This window comes from Hirschia maritima DSM 19733 (assembly GCF_000378345.1).
Lineage (GTDB): Bacteria > Pseudomonadota > Alphaproteobacteria > Caulobacterales > Hyphomonadaceae > Hirschia > Hirschia maritima.
This window is the reverse complement of record NZ_KB899546.1, coordinates 459,859-478,360: the sequence shown is the minus strand read 5'-3', so window position 1 is coordinate 478,360 and position 18,502 is coordinate 459,859. Positions and strand designations below refer to the sequence as shown.

Sequence of the window (18,502 nt, the reverse complement as noted above, 5' to 3'; positions counted from 1 at the left end):
ACATTGGATCACTATTTAAGAAATTTTATTCAACTTTTGTTGGAATTGAACAATCTTTAGAGGGCTTGAAGGGTAACGTATAATGCTAGGCGCATCTAAATCTGGAAACAAAGACAATCAAGCAAAAGTGGATGCGTTAAATCGCTCACAAGCAGTCATTGAGTTTGAACCAAATGGAAAAATCATCACTGCGAACGAAAATTTCCTTCAGACTGTCGGTTATAGATTGGGCGACATAAAAGGAAAGCATCACTCACTATTTGTCTATCCCGAAGATCAACAATCTGCTGAATACAAATCTTTCTGGAATGAGCTTGCTAGAGGCGAATTCAAATCCGCCGAATTTAGACGCATAGGCGCAAGCGGCAAAGATATTTGGATTCAAGCTACATATAATCCACTCTTAAACGGCAGTGGTGAAGTTTATAAAGTCATCAAATTTGCAACAGACATTACTGAACGCAAAATGAGTGAAGCGAAAGCCAAAGCGCAAATTGACGCTATTAATCGCGTGCAAGCCGTTATTGAATTCAAACCAGATGGCACAATCGTAACCGCCAACGAAAACTTTACCGGCGCAGTCGGCTATCAACTTGGTGAAATTGTTGGCCAACACCACTCAATGTTCGTGGCACCAGAGGAAAAGAACAGTGCGGAATATGCACGTTTCTGGGAAACGCTTCGCCAAGGTCAATTCCAAACAGCCGAGTATCGCCGCATTGCCAAAGGTGGTCGCGAAATATGGATACAAGCAAGCTATAATCCAATATTCGATCAAAATGGAAACGTTACTGGCGTTGTGAAATTTGCATCTGATATTACAGCAGAATACGCTGCACGCTTAGAGCGCAGAGCAACTTCTCAACAAATCGATACAGACTTGAACACCATTGCACAAAATGTTGCAGAATCTGCCGCCAAATCAACTAGCGTTGCAGCTGCTTCTGAAGAAGCAACTGCTTCTGTTCAAGCTATGGCTGCCGGAGCTGAAGAATTGTCAGCATCAGCTGGTGAAATCGCTTCTCAACTTTCCAAAGCAACTGACGCTACTCAAGAAGCCGTGGCAACAGCTGAGGCGACAAACAGTGTTGTTGGCGGCCTAACAGAATCTGCTCGTAAGATTTCGGAAGTTATCCGTTTAATCAACGATATTGCCGAACAAACAAATCTTCTAGCATTGAACGCAACGATCGAAGCAGCACGCGCCGGTGACGCTGGTAAAGGGTTTGCTGTTGTGGCATCTGAAGTTAAAGGGCTAGCAGATCAATCAGCAAAAGCGACTGAAGAGATTTCTGCACAAATCTCTCATGTTCAGCTGGTATCTGGACAAGCAGCAGATGCAATTTCTAACATTGGTAGCCTGATTGCAGAAATCAACGATGTGGCTTCTGCCGTATCAACTGCAGTTGAAGAGCAATCCAGTGTGACATCAGAAATCACGCATTCAATGCACGGCGTTGCAACTAGTATTGAATCAATCAACGGTTCAATCAAAGATATCGCAGCAACAAGCCGTGAAATCGAAGATGCAACCAATACCGTAAGAGCAACGTCTTCAAGAATTGCATCTTAATTTAGATAAGAATCAGACAGAAGTTTCAAATTAAATAGAAGGGGCCCGGTATTCGAATAGAATGCCGGGCACTTTTTTTGGAGTACATAATTCCATTCATATTTTATGTGTGAAAGACAGTCTTTCACTCTGATGTATTTGAAAAGCTAAACCTTCAAATTTAGGCATTCGCGACTTCTTTCAAGAACCCGTCAATACGAACCTGCATCTGTTCTGTTTTACGAGATAGTTCATCTGACACACTCTCAACTGATATAGCAGATGAGTTCGTAGTTTGAGCCACTTTGGTTACGGATCGAGAGTTATCAACGACTTCCTGAGTTCCTTTTGCAGCGTAGGAAGCATTGCGGCTGATTTCATTTGTTGCAGCCCCCTGCTCTTCTACCGCACTTGATATTGCATGCATTGCATTGAGCACGCTGTCCATCGAACTTGTTACGCTCTCGATTGATGTCACAGTTTGCTCGGTCGAACCTTGAACCAAGTTAATCTGTCCACCAATCTCATTGGTCGCGCGAGCTGTTTGATCGGCCAATTGTTTAACTTCAGTTGCAACTACAGCAAACCCTTTACCCGCATCACCAGCACGGGCCGCTTCGATCGTGGCATTTAACGCCAATAAATTCGTCTGCTCGGCGATATCAGCAATTAGATCGACAACATCACTAATCTGCGCAACAGCTTCCGCAAGTTCACGAACCTGTACATTTGCGGTTTTAGATTTTTCTGAAGTCTGCACAATTGTATCATAGTTCGTTTGTACATTGCCGTGTATCTCAGAAACGGACGCAGACAATTCTTCAGCTGCCGCCGCTACTGTCTGAACATTTGTTGATGTATCATTGGAAACTTCAGATGCACGTGTAGATCTATCATCCGTTTCAGCGGCAGATTTGCGAAGCTCTTGAGATGAAGTTTTAAGCTCGTTTGCATGTGTCGCAATATCCAGAAAATCTTTGTGCGTTTCTTCCTGAAATTTATCTATCAAGCGATCAACTTCGTGTTGCCGGTTTGTAAGAAACTGCTCAGTCTCTTTGTTTTTGTTCTCTAATTTTTCTCTTTCAATCATACTATCTTGAAATGCCAACACTGCATTGGCCATGGGCCCTATCTCATCTTTGCGATCCATCCCTTTGATACTTGTGGAAGTATTTCCTGATGCCAATTTTGTCATTTCTCCAGCCAAATTATTCAGAGGTTCAATCACTGAACGAGCTACTTTCAATGATACAAATCCAACTACTCCTCCCGCGATAATTAAAAAAACGCCACCTCTGACGAAAGAAGAAATCAACTCCTTGTTCAAATGCTCAGCATGCATGGAAGAAAGAACAACTAAGTCCCAATTCGAATATAATTTTGAATACGCCACTTTCGGTACATAAGGAGTATCTACTGCAGTCTTGGAGATATACCGCAGGATACCACCGCCCTCTTTGGCTATCCGAACCCACTCTCTTGCAGTGTACAAACCATTCTTATCTTTAAAGTCAGTAAGATCTTGCCCGACGTAATCAGGTCTTATGGGAAGCATGACTATGTGATGGCTGGTATCCAAAACAAAAATATAATTGTCATTCTCATATTTCATGTTGGATAAAACTTCCAACGCCGCCGAACGAGCAGCGTTCTCAGTCATTTCACCTGCCAAGTATTTTTGGTGATATCCATCGATAATCGTCACGGATGCTTCAACAACATTCCTCACACGATCAAAAGTCTGCTTTTCAACATTCTTGTAATTCAGCCAGGATAACAGCCCGATAATCACAGCAATAGTCGTAAGTGATAATAACACGATAGACAAAATTCTAGATTTTATTGAAAGCATCGCACTAACCTCAAAACATGACTTTTCTTGAGGATATTCAAAAATAAATAAATAAGCCTTTAAGGTTAACTAAATTTCTTATTTAGGTTGCATTTTCAACTAATTTTGATTGTTTGATTTTGAACAAATTTCTTATTTGCGCTTATCTTGAACAGCTCTTTCCAAAGTTATTTCTATAACCTTTGTCAAACATGAGCCTTAATTTAAGCCTCAGCGACATCTTTTAAAAACGCATCGACTCGATTTTGCATTTGTTCTGTTTTTCTAGAAAGCTCATCCGAAACACTTTCTACTGAAATCGCGGAGGAATTTGTACTCTGCGCAACTTCAGTCACGGAACGCGAATTCTCAACGACTTCCTGGGTTCCTTGTGCAGCATAGGAAGCATTGCGGCTGATTTCATTTGTGGCAGCCCCCTGTTCTTCCACTGCGCTAGATATCTCCTGCATCGCACTAAGAACCCTCTCCATAGAATTCGTCACGTTCTCAATTGATGTCACAGTTTGCTCGGTCGACCCTTGAACCAAATTAATCTGACCGCCAATCTGATTGGTTGCACGAGCTGTTTGATCTGCCAATTGTTTAACTTCGGTCGCAACCACAGCAAACCCTTTACCAGCGTCACCAGCTCGGGCCGCTTCAATCGTGGCATTTAACGCCAATAAATTCGTCTGCTCGGCAATATCCGCAATTAGATCGACTACATCACTAATCTGAGCAACAGCTTCCGCTAGTTCGCGAACCTGTACATTTGCGGTTTTAGATTTTTCAGAAGTCTGCACAATTGTATCATAGTTAGTTTGAACATTGCCATGGATCTCTGCAACCGATGCAGACAATTCTTCAGCTGCAGCCGCTACTGTCTGAACATTAGTTGATGTATCATTGGAAACCTCAGACGCGCGCGTAGATTTATCGTCTGTTTCCGCTGCTGATTTAAGCAATTTCTCTGACGAATGCTTAAGTTCATTTGCATGTTTAGACATTTCCTGAAAATCATTATTCGCTTCATTTTGGAATGCGCTAATCAGCTGATCAACTCGACGTTGTCGCCGCGTCAAAATCTGCTCGGTTTCAGTGGTTTTGTTTTCTAAACGCTGTCTCTCTACCAAATTGTTTTGAAATGCCACAACAGCTTTTGCCATAGGCCCGATTTCATCTTTCCGATCGATACCAGTAACCTCAGCATTGACATCCCCATCAGACAATTTGTCCATTGAGCGAGCTAAGCTAGTCAGTGGCGAAACTATGGATGAGGCTATTTTTAGCCCTATTCCGCCTACAACCCCACCGATTACGATTAAAAAGATAACGGCTTCGAGGGCAAGTTTTCCCAATGCAACATTTAACTCTTTCTCGAGTGCGCTCGTTACGACAACCATATCCCAAGGTTCAAAATAGGTTGCGTATCCTACCTTATTGTTTACTTCATTATTGATTGTATCTGTAGCCACATACTTAAATACATGTTCTCCTGATAGGGCAGCATCAACCCATTGGTGAGATACAAGATTTCCTTCTGGGTCCTGAAAATCACCAACAAAAGCACCATTCCATTGCACTTCAATCGGATGCATCAGCAAAATGTGTTCTGTATCCGACACAAACACATAATTTGAGTTTCGGTAACGCACTGCGGCTAGGACATCCAAAGACTCTTTCTTAGCCTGAACCTCCGAAATTTCTCCTGCAATTACCCTTCCGTATTGCATTTCTAAGATTTTAATTGAAGCTTCAACGATGTACTCGAGCTGAGCGTGCGTTTGCTTCTGTACATCCTTAAAAGATTGCCAGGAAAAAGTTACAACCACTGACAACAGTCCAAAGACTGATAACAGAACTAAACTATTAATGCGGGACTTAATCGACGACATGGAAGAAGCTGCCTCTTTTCAACACACTTCGTCCAAACTAAATTTTACTAATAAATAAGGCCTTAACATTAACCAAATTTCTTCCTTGAGTTGATAACCTCACCTCAATTTCTCACTCACTACTTAGACGAGTGTTTTTAAGCATCAAAAATATTCCAAATTACATCAGGGGTCGCCAAAAGTGATTCTTTGCTGTATGTCGCGCGCAAACGATGTGCGAAATGTTTCGTCACATCCAAGTATTTTATTCTCCCCGGAAGACGTTACATGACCGCCGACCAAACTACTTCGATGCGCAACATCGCTATTATCGCTCACGTTGACCACGGTAAGACAACACTCGTTGACTGCCTTCTTAAGCAGTCTGGTGTTTTCCGTGAGAACCAAGCCACTTCTGAACGAATGATGGACTCGAACGACCTCGAGCGCGAACGCGGTATTACCATCCTTGCTAAAAACACATCCGTTGTTTGGAAAAACACACGCATCAATATCGTTGACACACCCGGACACGCAGATTTTGGTGGTGAGGTTGAGCGTATCCTTCACATGGTGGATGGTTGTATCGTTCTTGTGGATGCCGCCGAAGGCCCAATGCCACAAACTAAATTTGTGGTTTCCAAAGCACTTAAAGTTGGTTTGAAACCAATCGTTGCCATCAACAAAATCGACAAGCCAGAACGTCGTCCTGATGGCGTGATTGATGAAGTATTCGACCTTTTCGCCAGCCTTGATGCGACTGACGAACAGCTCGACTTCAAAATCCTCTATGGATCAGCCAAAAATGGTTGGATGAGCACGGACTATAACGAACCGACAGAGGACATGGGTGCCCTCTTCGACATGGTTATCGACCACGTGCCAGAGCCAAAAACAGAAGAAGGTGACTTCCGTCTTCTTGCGACGACAATTTCAGCTGACAACTTCCTTGGACGCGTCCTAACCGGACGTATCGCTTCTGGAACTGTGAAACCAAACCAAACGGTTAAAGCTCTATCACGAGACGGCTCTCTTATTGAGCAATTCCGTGTATCTAAAGTACTAGCTTTCCGTGGTCTTGAACAATCACCAATTGACGAAGGTGTGGCTGGAGATATCGTATCTTTGACGGGTATGGCCAAAGCTACAGTGGCTGACACACTATGTGCGCCGTCAGTTGAAGAACCTATCCAAGCCCAACCAATCGACCCGCCAACCATTACAATGACATTCCGCGTGAATGACTCACCTTTGGCCGGAACTGAAGGTTCTAAAGTGACCTCCCGCATGATCTGGGATCGCCTAGAAAAAGAAGCAGAAGGTAATGTTGCCCTAAAAGTGGAGCGCGCAACTGATGCAGAAGCATTCGAAGTGTCTGGTCGCGGTGAACTTTTGCTTTCAGTTCTTATTGAAACAATGCGCCGTGAAGGCTTCGAGCTGGGTGTGTCTCGTCCGAAGGTGGTTTACAAAGAAGACGAAGCAGGAAACCGCCAAGAGCCTATCGAAGAAGTTGTTATCGATGTGGATGATGAGCACTCGGGTATCGTTGTTCAGAAGATGCAAGAGCGTAAAGCTGACATGATCGAAATGCGCCCATCTGGTGGTGGCCGCACACGTCTTGTTTTCCACGCCCCTTCTCGAGGTCTAATTGGTTATCAGGGTGAATTGCTGTCTGATACACGTGGTACAGCCACAATGAACCGGATCTTCCACGAATACGCACCTCACAAAGGCCCTATCAAAGGCCGCCACACTGGGGTTCTTATTTCAAACGGAACAGGTGAATCTGTTGGGTTTGCCCTCTTTAACCTTGAGGACCGTGGCCCAATGATGATTGGTGCTGGTGTGAAAGTGTATGAAGGCATGATCATTGGTGAGCACACACGTGACAACGACCTTGAAGTGAACGTCCTGAAAGGAAAGAAACTCTCTAACGTGCGTGCATCAGGTACAGATGAAGCTATCCGCCTAACGACACCTATGCAAATGACTCTAGAACGCTCTCTTGCATACATTGCAGATGACGAACTAGTGGAAGTAACTCCAGAAAACATCCGTTTGCGTAAGGTTCACCTTGATCCAAACGACAGAAAACGTGCAGCCAAGGCAAATGCTAACGGCTAATCGCCAACGCAAACTATCATTACCATTAAGCCCTGCTAGAATTCTGGCGGGGCTTTTTGTTGGAATGGATCCGATTTATAAGCAACTGCGAGGACTAGCTCACAACACACTCGTCACCAAGGGTGCACCAGATAAGAAATTTTGGATGTTTTGTTGCGCTAAGCCAGCAGATGCAAATAGACTCTGATAAGTTGCGCCGCCTTGATGAGGTGTGAGAATGACGTTTGGAACTCCTTCCCACCGATTACTATTGGTTGGTTCTGGGTCAAAAACATCCAACCCTGCCCCACCAAGCTTACCAGTTTTCAACGCCTCTATTAGAGCGTTTTCATCCACTACATTGCCACGTGAGACATTTACGATGACGCCGTCTTGGCCAAGTAGTTTGATGATCTCATCATCAATCAAATGAAAAGTTGAATCATCTGGTCGACAACACACTATCAAACCACGGCATTTTTTTGCCAATTCTTTAATGGAGGCAATGAAAGGGATGTCCACGTCCTGCTTATCGCGAGGCCCCCACCAACATAATTCAACACCAAAAGGCTTAAGCCGTGTGACCGCCTCTTTACCAATAGCCCCCAGCCCTACAATTCCAACAGTTGATGTTTTCAGCGAATGACGAATAGGTCCATCTTTCGTAACCCATTGATCTGTCATGATGTAATTTTGGCTTTGTGGAAAATTGAGAAGCAATGACGTCATCATACTGACAGCCACATCAGCGACATCACCTGAATTCAACCCGGGTGCATTCGTAACGGCAATACCGCGCTGTCTGCACTCTTCTAAGTCTACATTGCTAAAGCCCGCAGACACAGAAGCAATCATTTTGAGATTGGGAAATTTATCAAGCATCGCTTTATCAAGCTTTTCTATACTTGCAGACAAGAGAATTTCTACTTCTCCACCTCGATCAGCAATAACCGTCTCTACGCCGCTGGAAACATCCATAAATTCCCAACTATCTGGCTTACTTGGAAACAAGGTTGGCATGCCTTCATGCATTGCAAGTATTTTCACAGTATCGGTCATGTTTCTTTTCCTAAAAAACAGCGTGGCAAAACCTATCACCACGCTCTAAGTTCATTTGGGTTCTTAGTTACCCTTTAATCGATAATTCAAGACCCACGGTGCGCCCCTTGATCAAAGGCGAAAACGTTCCTGACTGACCGGTAACTCCAGCGTTAAATGGCAAAGGAGCATCATTTCCAGAGGTCGCTTCATCAAGCAAATTTCTGCCGAACAACGAAACCGAAATCCCATCTTTCGGGGTATTCCAAGTCAGATTTGCAGTAACCATATCTACTGCGTCTAATATGCCGATGTTATTATCCGTGTGGGCGGCCTCATCACGATGTTGAAAATTACCTGCCAGAAGCAAGGATCCAGCATTGTTTAAATCTTGCTCCCAAACAAAGCCGATTCCATATGTCATTTCCGGAGTTCTAGGCAATTTTAAATCATAGTCAGAATCGGAAACCTGCCCAGCTTCAAACGCAGCGATAGTTCCGGCAGAAATTGGAAACCGAATATCTGTATATTTGGCATCTATGTATCCCAGATTTCCTGTAATTATCAGATTGTCTGTAACTGAAAAACGCCCTTCCAACTCAACACCTTTGATGTCTGCATCCGCAGTGTTGTATATCAATTGCGAAGTACCGGCATTGCTTGCCACGATTAGTTCACGTTGCAGATCTTTGGCTTTGTTGAAGAACAAAGCCGAGTTCAACACCACTCGACCATTTTCAGACTGATATTTATACCCCACTTCAAAAGCATCTATGGTTTCTTCATCGAAGAATCGATTGTTGTTATTGATACTATTATTCAGAATGGCAAAGGTTGTCGGATCAGTGATACGGAAATTGTATCCACCAGACCGGAACCCACGATTATAGGACGCATAGAGAAGTGCAGCATCTGACACTTCATATTCAACTGCTATTTTCGGCGTAAAGCCACTCCAATCATTCTTGTCAGTGAAGTCTACTGGACAAGTTCCCTCAACGACTGAGCAATCCGATATCCCCCTCAGAAGAGCAGGAATAACATATGTTAAACCAGCCTCTTTTTCTTCATACGAATACCGCAAGCCCACCTGCCCAGAAAAACGTTCTGTAAATTGATACTCCAACTGTGTGAAGGCTCCCAGAGAGCTATGATCCATCACACCACCACCTGGGAATTTCAATAAACCAGCAGGCAATGCAGGATTCACTAGAAAGGATGCCAGCTCTCTAGACTCATGAGATTTAATGGTTTGATCAAAATAGAAGAAACCACTTGTGAGAGTTAGGTCTCCGAATGAACCATTGTACCTTAATTCATTTGAAAACTGATTTGTGTATGAATGACCTGGGCCATTAAACAAAGCAGAGGGCAATCCATCTATATCGCCATTAGATGCGGCTTTGTATTTGCGATAGCCTGAGATATTGGTAATTGTTCCATCACCAAATCCGACATCCCAATCCATGCGAAGCATTCCGAATGCAACAGAGTTATCGTAAAAACCTGTTTCGTCGATTGAGATATCAAAACTACCTCGGTGATGTAGAGAACGGTTTTGCGTGGCAGGCCCATCTCCTGTAAATTCTGCATACTCAGCTTTAGCTAATATTGTGAAGTTTTCAGTTGGAAAATATTCCAGAGCACCACGAATGATTTTTACATCACCTTCACCATGATTATCATTGTTAAATTGGTTTTTAAAATAGCCTTCATCATAATTGTAATAGGCAGCTATTTTTCCATTTAGTTTTCCGTCAATAAGCGGGCCCGACACGACACCCTGAGCGAAAGAATTTAATCCCCCTCGCCCATCATCGACTGGTGTTTCAGAAGAAATTTTGAAATCATAAGCCAATTCTGATGTTGGATTTCCCGTATTCAGCGCAACTACACCTCCTACTGTATTTCTTCCTTGAAGGATCCCCTGCGGCCCGCGCAAAATTTCTACACTACCAATATCAAAGGTATCAAATACAAGCCCACCATTTATTCCAAGCGGAACTCCATCAATAATTGTCCCGACAGACGGATCAATTGAACCAATAGAAGAATTTAAGCCCAGCCCCCGCATGGCAAAATTAGCATAACCTTTGGATGTTCCGTTATCCGTGAGCGAAACATTTGGAACACTGTATGAAAGATCCTGCAGATCTTTCACATTAAGAACATCAAGCGTGTCCTCGTTAAATGCTGTCACCGCAATTGCTACATCTTGGACATCTTCAGGATCCTTTTGCTTCGTAGCGGTGACAGTTATCGTGTTCATCAAGCGTTGGACGGCTGTTTCTTCTTGGGCATTGCCAACTATATCGATTTCTTGAGCCCGAGCAGTCATAGGCGTTATCGCAAACGCAGCTGCTAAACTGGTTGCTCCCAAAATTGTTTGCTTAAATGTCATAATTTTTTTTCCGAAAAGTAGACTTTGACCGTTTGTTTTATGTGTTTCTGCGCAAAGTCTTAAAAGCGATTGAACGTATCCGAAATCTAAATACTTAGATCTTTCAAATTGTAATTTTTCAACAGCTCATGGCTTCCTTTACATCCTGAGAAAGAATCCAACTCATCCAATAATGGCTTGTAATTATATGACTCTTCTTCGGGAAAACGTTTTTTCCTCGACGCTAAAGCCAAGCCCATCGCTTTAGATCGTTATTTAATGAAATCATCATCATAAACTGCTGCTTCACTATGAATTCCTGCCCCCTTTACATTCAACACTGAAGAACGTTTATGAAATCCAAAATTGGCAGTAATTCTCGGCTCAAATCCTGTATTGGCAAAAGAACCATGTACGATCTGACGATTTGAAATAATAACATCACCAGTATCACAAACCATTGGAATGGCATCAAACACGACACGTCGTGACGCAACTAGAAAAATCAGTAAAAATACACAGCATGAACACATTCTCGAATGCCATGGAAAGAGAGTTTCCAATCCCGTACAGCTTAGCTCAACATCTTTTCCATCACCACTTCGCAACCATCTTCACCATACCATAATTGCATCTGCTTTTTGCTGACCAGCGCAAAGCCACTCGTTTCATACAACGTCATTGAAGGGGTAAGATCATCTATCGTTTCGAGATAGATACTTTTGAAGTTATGTTGAGACGCAAAATTCAGAACCTGATTAAGCAATTTGCGACCGGCACCCAATCCTCTGGCCTCATCGAGCACAACGACCCACCGCAATTGCGCTCGCTCTCCCCGATCGACAAGCGCTGCACAACCAATTGGTTTTCCATTCAGCTCCGCAAACCAAACGCGTGATCTATCATCAGCATCCAACCATCGTTGAGCCAAATTAGCTTCTTCAAGTGTTTGAACAACATAAGCATCAAAGGGCGCACCAAATCTCGGCCCAAGCTTTTTGTATCCATCATGATGCAATTGCGCGATAAGTTCATCATCACTCTCGCGTCTATCAGATCTAATACATAACGTGTTATCTAATTTCATAAACTTTGCGTATCAAATCTTTTTTACAAATTCAAGTGGCAATAAACCATCACAGTCCGGCCAAATACTTGCCCATATTGGAAGTTATTTCGGAGAAATGAGCATTTATCGAAACACCCTACTTTCAGTGATTGCGAGTTGCGTGTCTGTTCAAGTCCACGCAGAGCCCTTTCACCAAAGGCTTTCACAGGCAGCAATTGAACGCACCCAACACGCAATCAATTATGACCCAGCCTATGTTTCCATTCCATATCCAAATGGCGATGTACCATCTGATACCGGAGTGTGTTCAGACGTTGTTGTAAGATCGTTGCGGACATTGGAAATTGACCTTCAGCAACTCATTCACGAAGACATGAAAGCTAATTTTAGTGCTTACCCCAATCATTGGGGATTAAAGCGCACAGATCGCAATATAGATCATCGCCGCGTTCCAAATATCGAAACCTATTTAACTCGCCACAATATGCGCTTGCCACCCTCAAATAGAGCGAATGACTATCTTGCGGGCGACATAGTTGCTTGGAACTTAAAAGGCGAAGATGGTGGATGGCTTCCCCACATTGGTATTGTCACCAATGAAAAATCTAGCAATGGGCTCCCCTTAATCGTGCACAATATCGGCGCGGGGCCACAGATTGAAAACGTATTATTTGCCTGGCCGATTTCTGGTCGATACCGTCCTGATGACGCTTCTTTTCAATAGCGTGCGAATACACCAGTTCACGCAAAAGAGAGTTGTGGTCTCATCCCAATCATGAGACATGAAGGATAACTTTTAGAGTTTCTAAATTAGAGGCCCAGCATGAATACGATTAGTCGTTCCATTTTTTTATCTATTGCGCTTTTTACTGCCAGTATCGGGTTTACAGCGCCCGCATTTGCACACTGTGAAATTCCATGTGGAATTTATGATGATGAAGCAAAGTTTGATGAGTTAGATCTGCATGTCAAAACGATCAAACGCTCAATCGAAGGGATTCAAGCTGCTGAAAATACACATGATGCAACGCGCTGGGTTATCAATAAAGAAAACCACGCTCAAAAAATACAAGACGAAATTGCTGTGTATTTCCTGACGCAACGCGTAAAAGCCCCTGTAAAATCAAAAGAAAAAAAATCTTACGCAAAATCACTCAAATTGGCGCATCAAATCTTGGTTGCTGCAATGAAAGCAAAGCAATCAGCTGACATGGAAAAAGCTGAGGAATTGCAAAAAGCAATCAATGCTTATCGCGATCACTATTTTGAGCTGCACGGTCACAAACACTAATATTTAACGCCGCATTGTCTCCTTAATAGAAGATGGTATCATTCCACTTCAAAATTAAGGGGACGTTCATGCGTGTATTAACATCAACTGCATTGGTTTTGTCATTTGCGATAGCAGGTTGCTCGACAACATCCAAAATTCCATCTTTAGACACCGCCGTTCAAACGGATGCGGGTGCCCTCACCTATTTAACGACGATGAATGAGTGGTCCCCTAAATCATCAATGACTGATGAAGCTACGTGGAATGCGATTTCATCTGCAGAAAACTCCATTTTCAAGATTTCTTTCGACAACATCGAAACTTCTGAAAATGATGTCACGGCACACAATTTAAAAATTGCTTTATCAAGCTTTCCCGATGTTGGGCTACAAGTTGAACACGCTAAGATGTGGGGATTTGATGCCTCTACACTTGAAGCACTGTCGGAGAATAACCCGACGAAAATTGCTGATAGAATAGACCTCTCCAACATCACATATTTTGGCCTCACAGAAATTTTTGAAGATCTCACCAATGCGTCTAACGAAGCGACGGTCAGTATTCTTGAAGACGTTCTTGAAGATGAAGCAGGCGAAGCTGTGCAAGTAATAAAAGAACAGCAAAATGTGAATGTCAGCAAATATGATCTAGGATATGGGCGCATCACTCTTGATGGCCTTTATTGGAATGGTTTGGCTGTTCCCACTCTGCCAAAAGAAGATGAAAAAGCTTCGTCTCAAGAGGTGTGGGACTTCATTTCCAGCTATGCACGTTGGTCTAATGCTTTCAAAGTGGATGCTATGAGCATGCTAGACAGCTATGGTGAATTCGCTATGGAGCAAACGATCGACAGCGAATCCTCACAAAGCCTCAAAGTTGACTATAAAGTACCTGTCAGTGGTGTCATCGGCTATGACAAAGGAAACACACGCCTGATTGTCTATAAAGGCATGGATATGTTTTTAGACCAAAACATCCTAGTTGAAGACGACGACTTCCCATTCAATATAGGACAAGGTGGAACAACCGGCCTACTAAGCGTCAGAGATCTCAACCTATCTGGCCTGCTCTCGCTTCTTCAACAACGAAAAATCCCAACACTGAAGGATGAAAACCTCATCAGCCTCGGGAAATGGCATGCTGAGGAAATGACCAGCACCATCGGTGATTCTATAGTTAGTAAAACAGATACATTCGATATGGACATCTCTGAGTTCAGATCATTTATACCAACAAAAATTTCGATGTCAGTGCCGTCTAGCAATTACAATATGGTAGCCTTCTTTGATGCTTTTGAAGACATGTTCTCGACAGTTTTTGAAGCAGAAAGCGAAGATTTTGATAGAGAAACGTTTGACCAATATGCCGCTCAAGGAATGGAGATCATAAACAAATATGAACTTCAAAACCTCGATGTTGGTTCCAAGCTTAATTACGAATGGGATCCGGACAATGGTGATCTAAATTTTGAGTTGGATTACAAATTTAAAGACCTAATCGGATTGGAGTTAGAATTTGATGGGGCAGCAGGAGATTTTGTATCCTTTGCGGAAGCGTTTTCATCAGAAGATGATTCCACAAGAAAGGCGCTGCTCGAGGACATCCTTGAAAACCGAGGAGCTCTAAATAATTTCCGAGTTAAACTAACCGACGACAATATTGGTCTAGGCCGTATGTTTGGGATGGCAATTGATTTTGCCAAACTGATTCCAGAGGATGAAGCTGGTGAGCTAGCTATGCTTCAAAGTCAAACACCTGAAAATTTGAGGCTTATGGCATCAAGTATGATGCGCATGGGTGCCATGGCTGCAAAGGATGAAATTCCTCAAGCAATTGGGTTTGCAAACACATTCGCTGACTTCATCGAAAAAGGTGGCGACATCGAATTTATGATCAATCCCGAAAAACCATTGAGCAAAGCATCCATTGATGAAGCCAAAGAAAATGGCATTCAGGAACCAGAGCAAATAATAGAATTCATTGGGGTTGGTGTATCCCACACAGCACCACCCGAAGCAGAATAGCACTATCCGCGTTCATCCTTCGGAGTTCCCATAACAATGAAGGATGTAATGCTGGCTACCTGCTCTACAGTGCCAAGCACATCAGTATGGAAGACTTTGTAAGCTTCAAGGTCTTCCGTTTCCACCCGCAATAAATACTCAACAGTACCTGTTATATTGTGACACTCCACAACTTGGCGTGCACGGTTCATTGCATTTTCAAATGCTTGTTGATCTTTCTTCAGATGCCTAGCCAAACCAACGGTTACATAGACAACAAACCCTGCTCCCATGGCTTTGCGATCAAGCACAGCCCGATAGCCAGCAATGACGCCCGACCGCTCCAACTCTTGAACACGTCTCAGACATGCAGAAGGTGACAATCCGACTTTCTCGGCCAACTCTATATTTGTCAGCCGACCATCCTGACGAAGCTCACGCAATATACTTTGGTTTATTTGATCATTTTTCATCATTAATTGCAAAAATAGATCTAACACACACAATTATGCAAGCACATTGTGTAAGTTTGCAATTATCGTACACAGTATGATGACCAGCCAACTTCTCTTAGCTTTACTAGCCTTCGCCTTTGTATCTTCGATAACACCAGGCCCGAACAACCTGATGCTAATGGCTTCGGGTGCAAACTTTGGATTGAAACGAACTATTCCGCATATGCTTGGAATATCTCTGGGCTTTGTGTTTATGCTCGCATTGGTTGGTATTGGCCTGGCGCAAGTTTTTGAAAGAATTCCAGCAACGTTTCTCGCGCTAAAAATCCTCAGCTCAATATATCTGCTATATCTAGCTTGGAAAATTGCGAACGCAGCGCCACTTCAGGACAACTCAAATGCTGCTTCATCAAACTCAAAGCCGTTCACTTTCCTTCAGGCCGCCCTATTCCAATGGGTGAACCCTAAAGCTTGGTCGATGGGCACAACCGCTATCGCAACATATTCATTACAAGACAGCCCACTACTAAGTGTTTTTATTATATGTAGTGTGTTTCTAGTTGTGAATTTTCCAGCTGTTACAACATGGGCGGTTGCTGGCACAAGAATAAAACACTTCCTCAACACACCTGCAAAAACACGTATTTTCAACGTCACGGCCGCAATTTTATTGGCGATGACTTTATATCCAGCGTGGATTGGGCATTAGAGACTGATAGCCAAGCTAATCAAGAGTTATCTTTGTCTTCTTTTGAACGACGATGAACTACGATAACTCTCTTTCCAGCACGCGTTGCTCTTTCCAAACGCGTTTCAGGTCTCGTGCTCGTTCCCTCTGCACCTACCCAACCAGAATAAAGAGGTGAAGCGGCTTTGGAATTTGAGGACATTTGAGAGAGTTCGTCTTTCGGCACAATCACAAAGCCAAGATAGTGCAATAGCCCAAGAAAGCCTGCTCCCGTAAATGCAGCTGTCGTAATAACACGCACAACAAACTTCATAACCATGCCACGAAAGGCCACAACAGCAGCAGCACTTGTTACACCGCCTCCAAGACCAGCAGCCGAAGCTACACCAGCCAAGTCACCACCTTCACCAAATATACTATTTAGAAGCTCTAAAATCTGTTCCATAGCGCTTTTCTCCGCCCAATATTAAACACTAGCGCTACCGTCATACCCTGACTAATTCAATTCGTTAAGCGGTAGGACTGTAATGCACGCTGGATATGCACCAAATTAGTGTTTTCCAGGCGGCTTTCCATCACGATCAGGTTTGGAAGTATTGAAGGTTGGCGGCTTACTTTTGTCTTCCTGCAACGCCCAACCAGACAAATACGCGATCAACACTGTTCCCAAGATCAATCCAATAATCTTTAGCAGTTTCATACCCCTGCCTCTTTCCAAATCACTGGCAAATTGCCACTAATGCCCATTACTATAACAATAGTTGGAAACATTGAATGTCAGGCTCTGAAGAAACTCGTCCGCTCGTGCTTATAACAGGAGCATCTGCTGGCATTGGAGAGGCATTAGCACAGCTGTATGCCTCGAAAAAATATGATGTTTTTTTAGTTGCTAGACGAGAAGAAAAATTAGCATCTTTTTCAAAACAGCTCAGCAAAACGCATTCAATCAACGCTATGTATTTTGCATGTGATTTATCAAAACCAGAATCACCAAATCTGCTACTAAACCAACTAAGAGATAGAAAATTACACGTTGATGTTCTCATCAATAATGCGGGGTTTGGGCTTGCTCCTGAATTCACAAACACCAGTTGGGCTGAGCAAGCATCCTTCTTGCAATTAATGCTCAATACACCTTGCGAGTTATGCCACGCATTGCTTCCGGCAATGAGAAAACAAGGGCACGGTAGTATCATCAACATCGCTTCTTTGGCTGGGTATGCGCCCCCAGGTCCGGGTCATACTTTATACGCTGCCAGCAAAGCTGCTTTGATCAAATTCACGCAGTCACTGTATTTAGAAAACAAAAAGTATGGCCTTAATATTGTAGCGGTATGTCCAGGTCTCACCTATTCGGAATTTCATGATGTGAATGGACAGCGCGACAAACTTCAAAACTTACCAAAGTTTTTGTGGCAAACATCTGATCAAGTTGCGCAGGCTTGTTTTAAGGCGGGAAATTCAAAGCGCGCTGTGCACATTCCTGGCTTAGTGAACAAAGCACTCTACACGCTCAATAAGCTTCTGCCGCAACGTGTCTCTACGCAAATACTCAAAGCCAGACACCGTTGAGACGTTCTAGCGATAGATTTTGCGATGTACGTTTCTACGTTTGTGGTATGTTGAACGTGGGAAATACATGACTGATTGTCGTGAACGTATCATCGGGTTTTGTACGTGAAATACTCCACCATGTCCGCCGCTCCAATTGCTAGAAACGCCCGCACCAACACCGCCTGTGAAATTTCCATCCAGTTGTATTTGCTGCTTCCCATGATGCTTGTGATGTCCATCTGAGTGACAGTTACAATCGTGGGCTTTCTTCACAACATGCTTCTTGACGGGTGATGCATGTATAGCAGTCATAGAGTCACGTCTGATTATCGGCTTAACTGATTCTACATAAGCAGGTGCCTGACCTGCCAACACGACGCGTCCAGTAGACACAAATTGCCCAGAACAGATCTCAGTATCTGCGCTGCCGCAGGCAGTTGAGTAGATTTTCATACCTTTAGATCTGGGATTCACATAGTGCACTGTTGGTGCAGAATCATAATTACGTACATTCAAAGGAGCTGGTGCAGACGTATAAATATGTGGTTTGTTGATACCGTCAGCGTGCGCTTTATGAAACATTGTCATCGACATTGTTGAGACAACAATACCTACGCTCAAAAGAAATTTCTTCATATCTGCACTCGCTTCCTTAAACACTTAATGGAAGCTTAACCCAATC

General features: G+C 43.3%; 17 protein-coding genes. 7 read left to right on the top strand and 10 right to left on the bottom strand.

What is annotated here, in order from left to right:
• Nucleotides 1–82: 82 nt before the first annotated feature.
• Nucleotides 83–1,573, top strand: a complete 1,491-nt coding sequence (locus F551_RS0110585; RefSeq protein WP_018997486.1) for a methyl-accepting chemotaxis protein — start codon at nucleotides 83–85, stop codon at nucleotides 1,571–1,573.
• Nucleotides 1,574–1,733: 160 nt separating this feature from the next.
• Here the strand turns inward: F551_RS0110585 and F551_RS0110580 are convergent, their stop codons facing one another.
• Together F551_RS0110580 and F551_RS0110575 are read right to left on the bottom strand one after the other, a co-directional pair.
• Nucleotides 1,734–3,404 carry a methyl-accepting chemotaxis protein gene (locus F551_RS0110580; RefSeq protein WP_018997485.1) on the bottom strand — a complete coding sequence of 557 codons (1,671 nt, stop codon included), beginning with the start codon at nucleotides 3,402–3,404 and terminating at the stop codon, nucleotides 1,734–1,736.
• Nucleotides 3,405–3,607: 203 nt separating this feature from the next.
• Entirely contained in the window at nucleotides 3,608–5,278 is a 1,671-nt protein-coding gene (locus F551_RS0110575) for a methyl-accepting chemotaxis protein (protein ID WP_081621179.1), read from the bottom strand.
• Nucleotides 5,279–5,545: 267 nt separating this feature from the next.
• Here F551_RS0110575 and typA point away from each other — a divergent pair, with 267 nt between their 5' ends.
• Nucleotides 5,546–7,381 (top strand): translational GTPase TypA, encoded by a 1,836-nt coding sequence (gene typA, locus F551_RS0110570; protein ID WP_018997483.1) that lies wholly within the window; start codon nucleotides 5,546–5,548, stop codon nucleotides 7,379–7,381.
• Between the two features lie 99 nt (nucleotides 7,382–7,480).
• On the opposite strand, the gene F551_RS0110565 is transcribed toward typA, so the two are convergent.
• The 4 genes from F551_RS0110565 to F551_RS17170 all read right to left on the bottom strand — a co-directional run bounded on the left by F551_RS0110565 (nucleotide 7,481) and on the right by F551_RS17170 (nucleotide 11,865).
• Nucleotides 7,481–8,419: an NAD(P)-dependent oxidoreductase gene (locus F551_RS0110565; RefSeq protein ID WP_018997482.1), complete on the bottom strand. Its 939-nt coding sequence runs from the start codon at nucleotides 8,417–8,419 to the stop codon at nucleotides 7,481–7,483.
• 67 nt (nucleotides 8,420–8,486) lie between these two features.
• A complete protein-coding gene (locus tag F551_RS0110560; protein ID WP_018997481.1) occupies nucleotides 8,487–10,799 on the bottom strand; it encodes a TonB-dependent receptor in 2,313 nt (770 codons plus the stop codon).
• Nucleotides 10,800–11,050: 251 nt separating this feature from the next.
• The gene (locus tag F551_RS0110555; RefSeq protein ID WP_155825909.1) at nucleotides 11,051–11,257 is read right to left on the bottom strand and encodes a hypothetical protein; all 207 of its coding nucleotides are present in this window, start codon (nucleotides 11,255–11,257) and stop codon (nucleotides 11,051–11,053) included.
• Between the two features lie 95 nt (nucleotides 11,258–11,352).
• Nucleotides 11,353–11,865 (bottom strand): GNAT family N-acetyltransferase, encoded by a 513-nt coding sequence (locus F551_RS17170; RefSeq protein WP_018997479.1) that lies wholly within the window; start codon nucleotides 11,863–11,865, stop codon nucleotides 11,353–11,355.
• 97 nt (nucleotides 11,866–11,962) lie between these two features.
• Between F551_RS17170 and F551_RS0110545 the strand changes: the two genes are divergently transcribed.
• The 3 genes from F551_RS0110545 to F551_RS0110535 all read left to right on the top strand — a co-directional run bounded on the left by F551_RS0110545 (nucleotide 11,963) and on the right by F551_RS0110535 (nucleotide 15,144).
• Nucleotides 11,963–12,571 carry a DUF1287 domain-containing protein gene (locus F551_RS0110545; RefSeq protein WP_018997478.1) on the top strand — a complete coding sequence of 203 codons (609 nt, stop codon included), beginning with the start codon at nucleotides 11,963–11,965 and terminating at the stop codon, nucleotides 12,569–12,571.
• 99 nt (nucleotides 12,572–12,670) lie between these two features.
• Complete coding sequence (locus tag F551_RS0110540; RefSeq protein WP_018997477.1) at nucleotides 12,671–13,138, top strand: superoxide dismutase [Ni]; 468 nt, start codon at nucleotides 12,671–12,673, stop codon at nucleotides 13,136–13,138.
• A 68-nt stretch (nucleotides 13,139–13,206) separates the two neighbouring features.
• Entirely contained in the window at nucleotides 13,207–15,144 is a 1,938-nt protein-coding gene (locus F551_RS0110535; RefSeq protein WP_018997476.1) for a hypothetical protein, read from the top strand.
• 2 nt (nucleotides 15,145–15,146) lie between these two features.
• Here F551_RS0110535 and F551_RS0110530 read toward each other — a convergent pair whose 3' ends face one another.
• Nucleotides 15,147–15,599, bottom strand: a complete 453-nt coding sequence (locus F551_RS0110530) for an Lrp/AsnC family transcriptional regulator (RefSeq protein WP_026296778.1) — start codon at nucleotides 15,597–15,599, stop codon at nucleotides 15,147–15,149.
• Between the two features lie 76 nt (nucleotides 15,600–15,675).
• Between F551_RS0110530 and F551_RS0110525 the strand changes: the two genes are divergently transcribed.
• The gene (locus tag F551_RS0110525) at nucleotides 15,676–16,287 is read left to right on the top strand and encodes a LysE family translocator (RefSeq protein ID WP_026296777.1); all 612 of its coding nucleotides are present in this window, start codon (nucleotides 15,676–15,678) and stop codon (nucleotides 16,285–16,287) included.
• 19 nt (nucleotides 16,288–16,306) lie between these two features.
• On the opposite strand, the gene F551_RS0110520 is transcribed toward F551_RS0110525, so the two are convergent.
• Both F551_RS0110520 and F551_RS17385 read right to left on the bottom strand, forming a co-directional pair.
• Nucleotides 16,307–16,711: a hypothetical protein gene (locus F551_RS0110520; protein WP_018997473.1), complete on the bottom strand. Its 405-nt coding sequence runs from the start codon at nucleotides 16,709–16,711 to the stop codon at nucleotides 16,307–16,309.
• A 105-nt stretch (nucleotides 16,712–16,816) separates the two neighbouring features.
• Nucleotides 16,817–16,966, bottom strand: coding sequence for a hypothetical protein (locus F551_RS17385; RefSeq protein ID WP_018997472.1), 150 nt, complete (start codon nucleotides 16,964–16,966; stop codon nucleotides 16,817–16,819).
• Nucleotides 16,967–17,040: 74 nt separating this feature from the next.
• Between F551_RS17385 and F551_RS0110510 the strand changes: the two genes are divergently transcribed.
• Nucleotides 17,041–17,838: an SDR family NAD(P)-dependent oxidoreductase gene (locus F551_RS0110510; protein ID WP_018997471.1), complete on the top strand. Its 798-nt coding sequence runs from the start codon at nucleotides 17,041–17,043 to the stop codon at nucleotides 17,836–17,838.
• 6 nt (nucleotides 17,839–17,844) lie between these two features.
• Here the strand turns inward: F551_RS0110510 and F551_RS0110505 are convergent, their stop codons facing one another.
• The gene (locus F551_RS0110505; protein WP_018997470.1) at nucleotides 17,845–18,456 is read right to left on the bottom strand and encodes a hypothetical protein; all 612 of its coding nucleotides are present in this window, start codon (nucleotides 18,454–18,456) and stop codon (nucleotides 17,845–17,847) included.
• Nucleotides 18,457–18,502 lie beyond the last annotated feature (46 nt).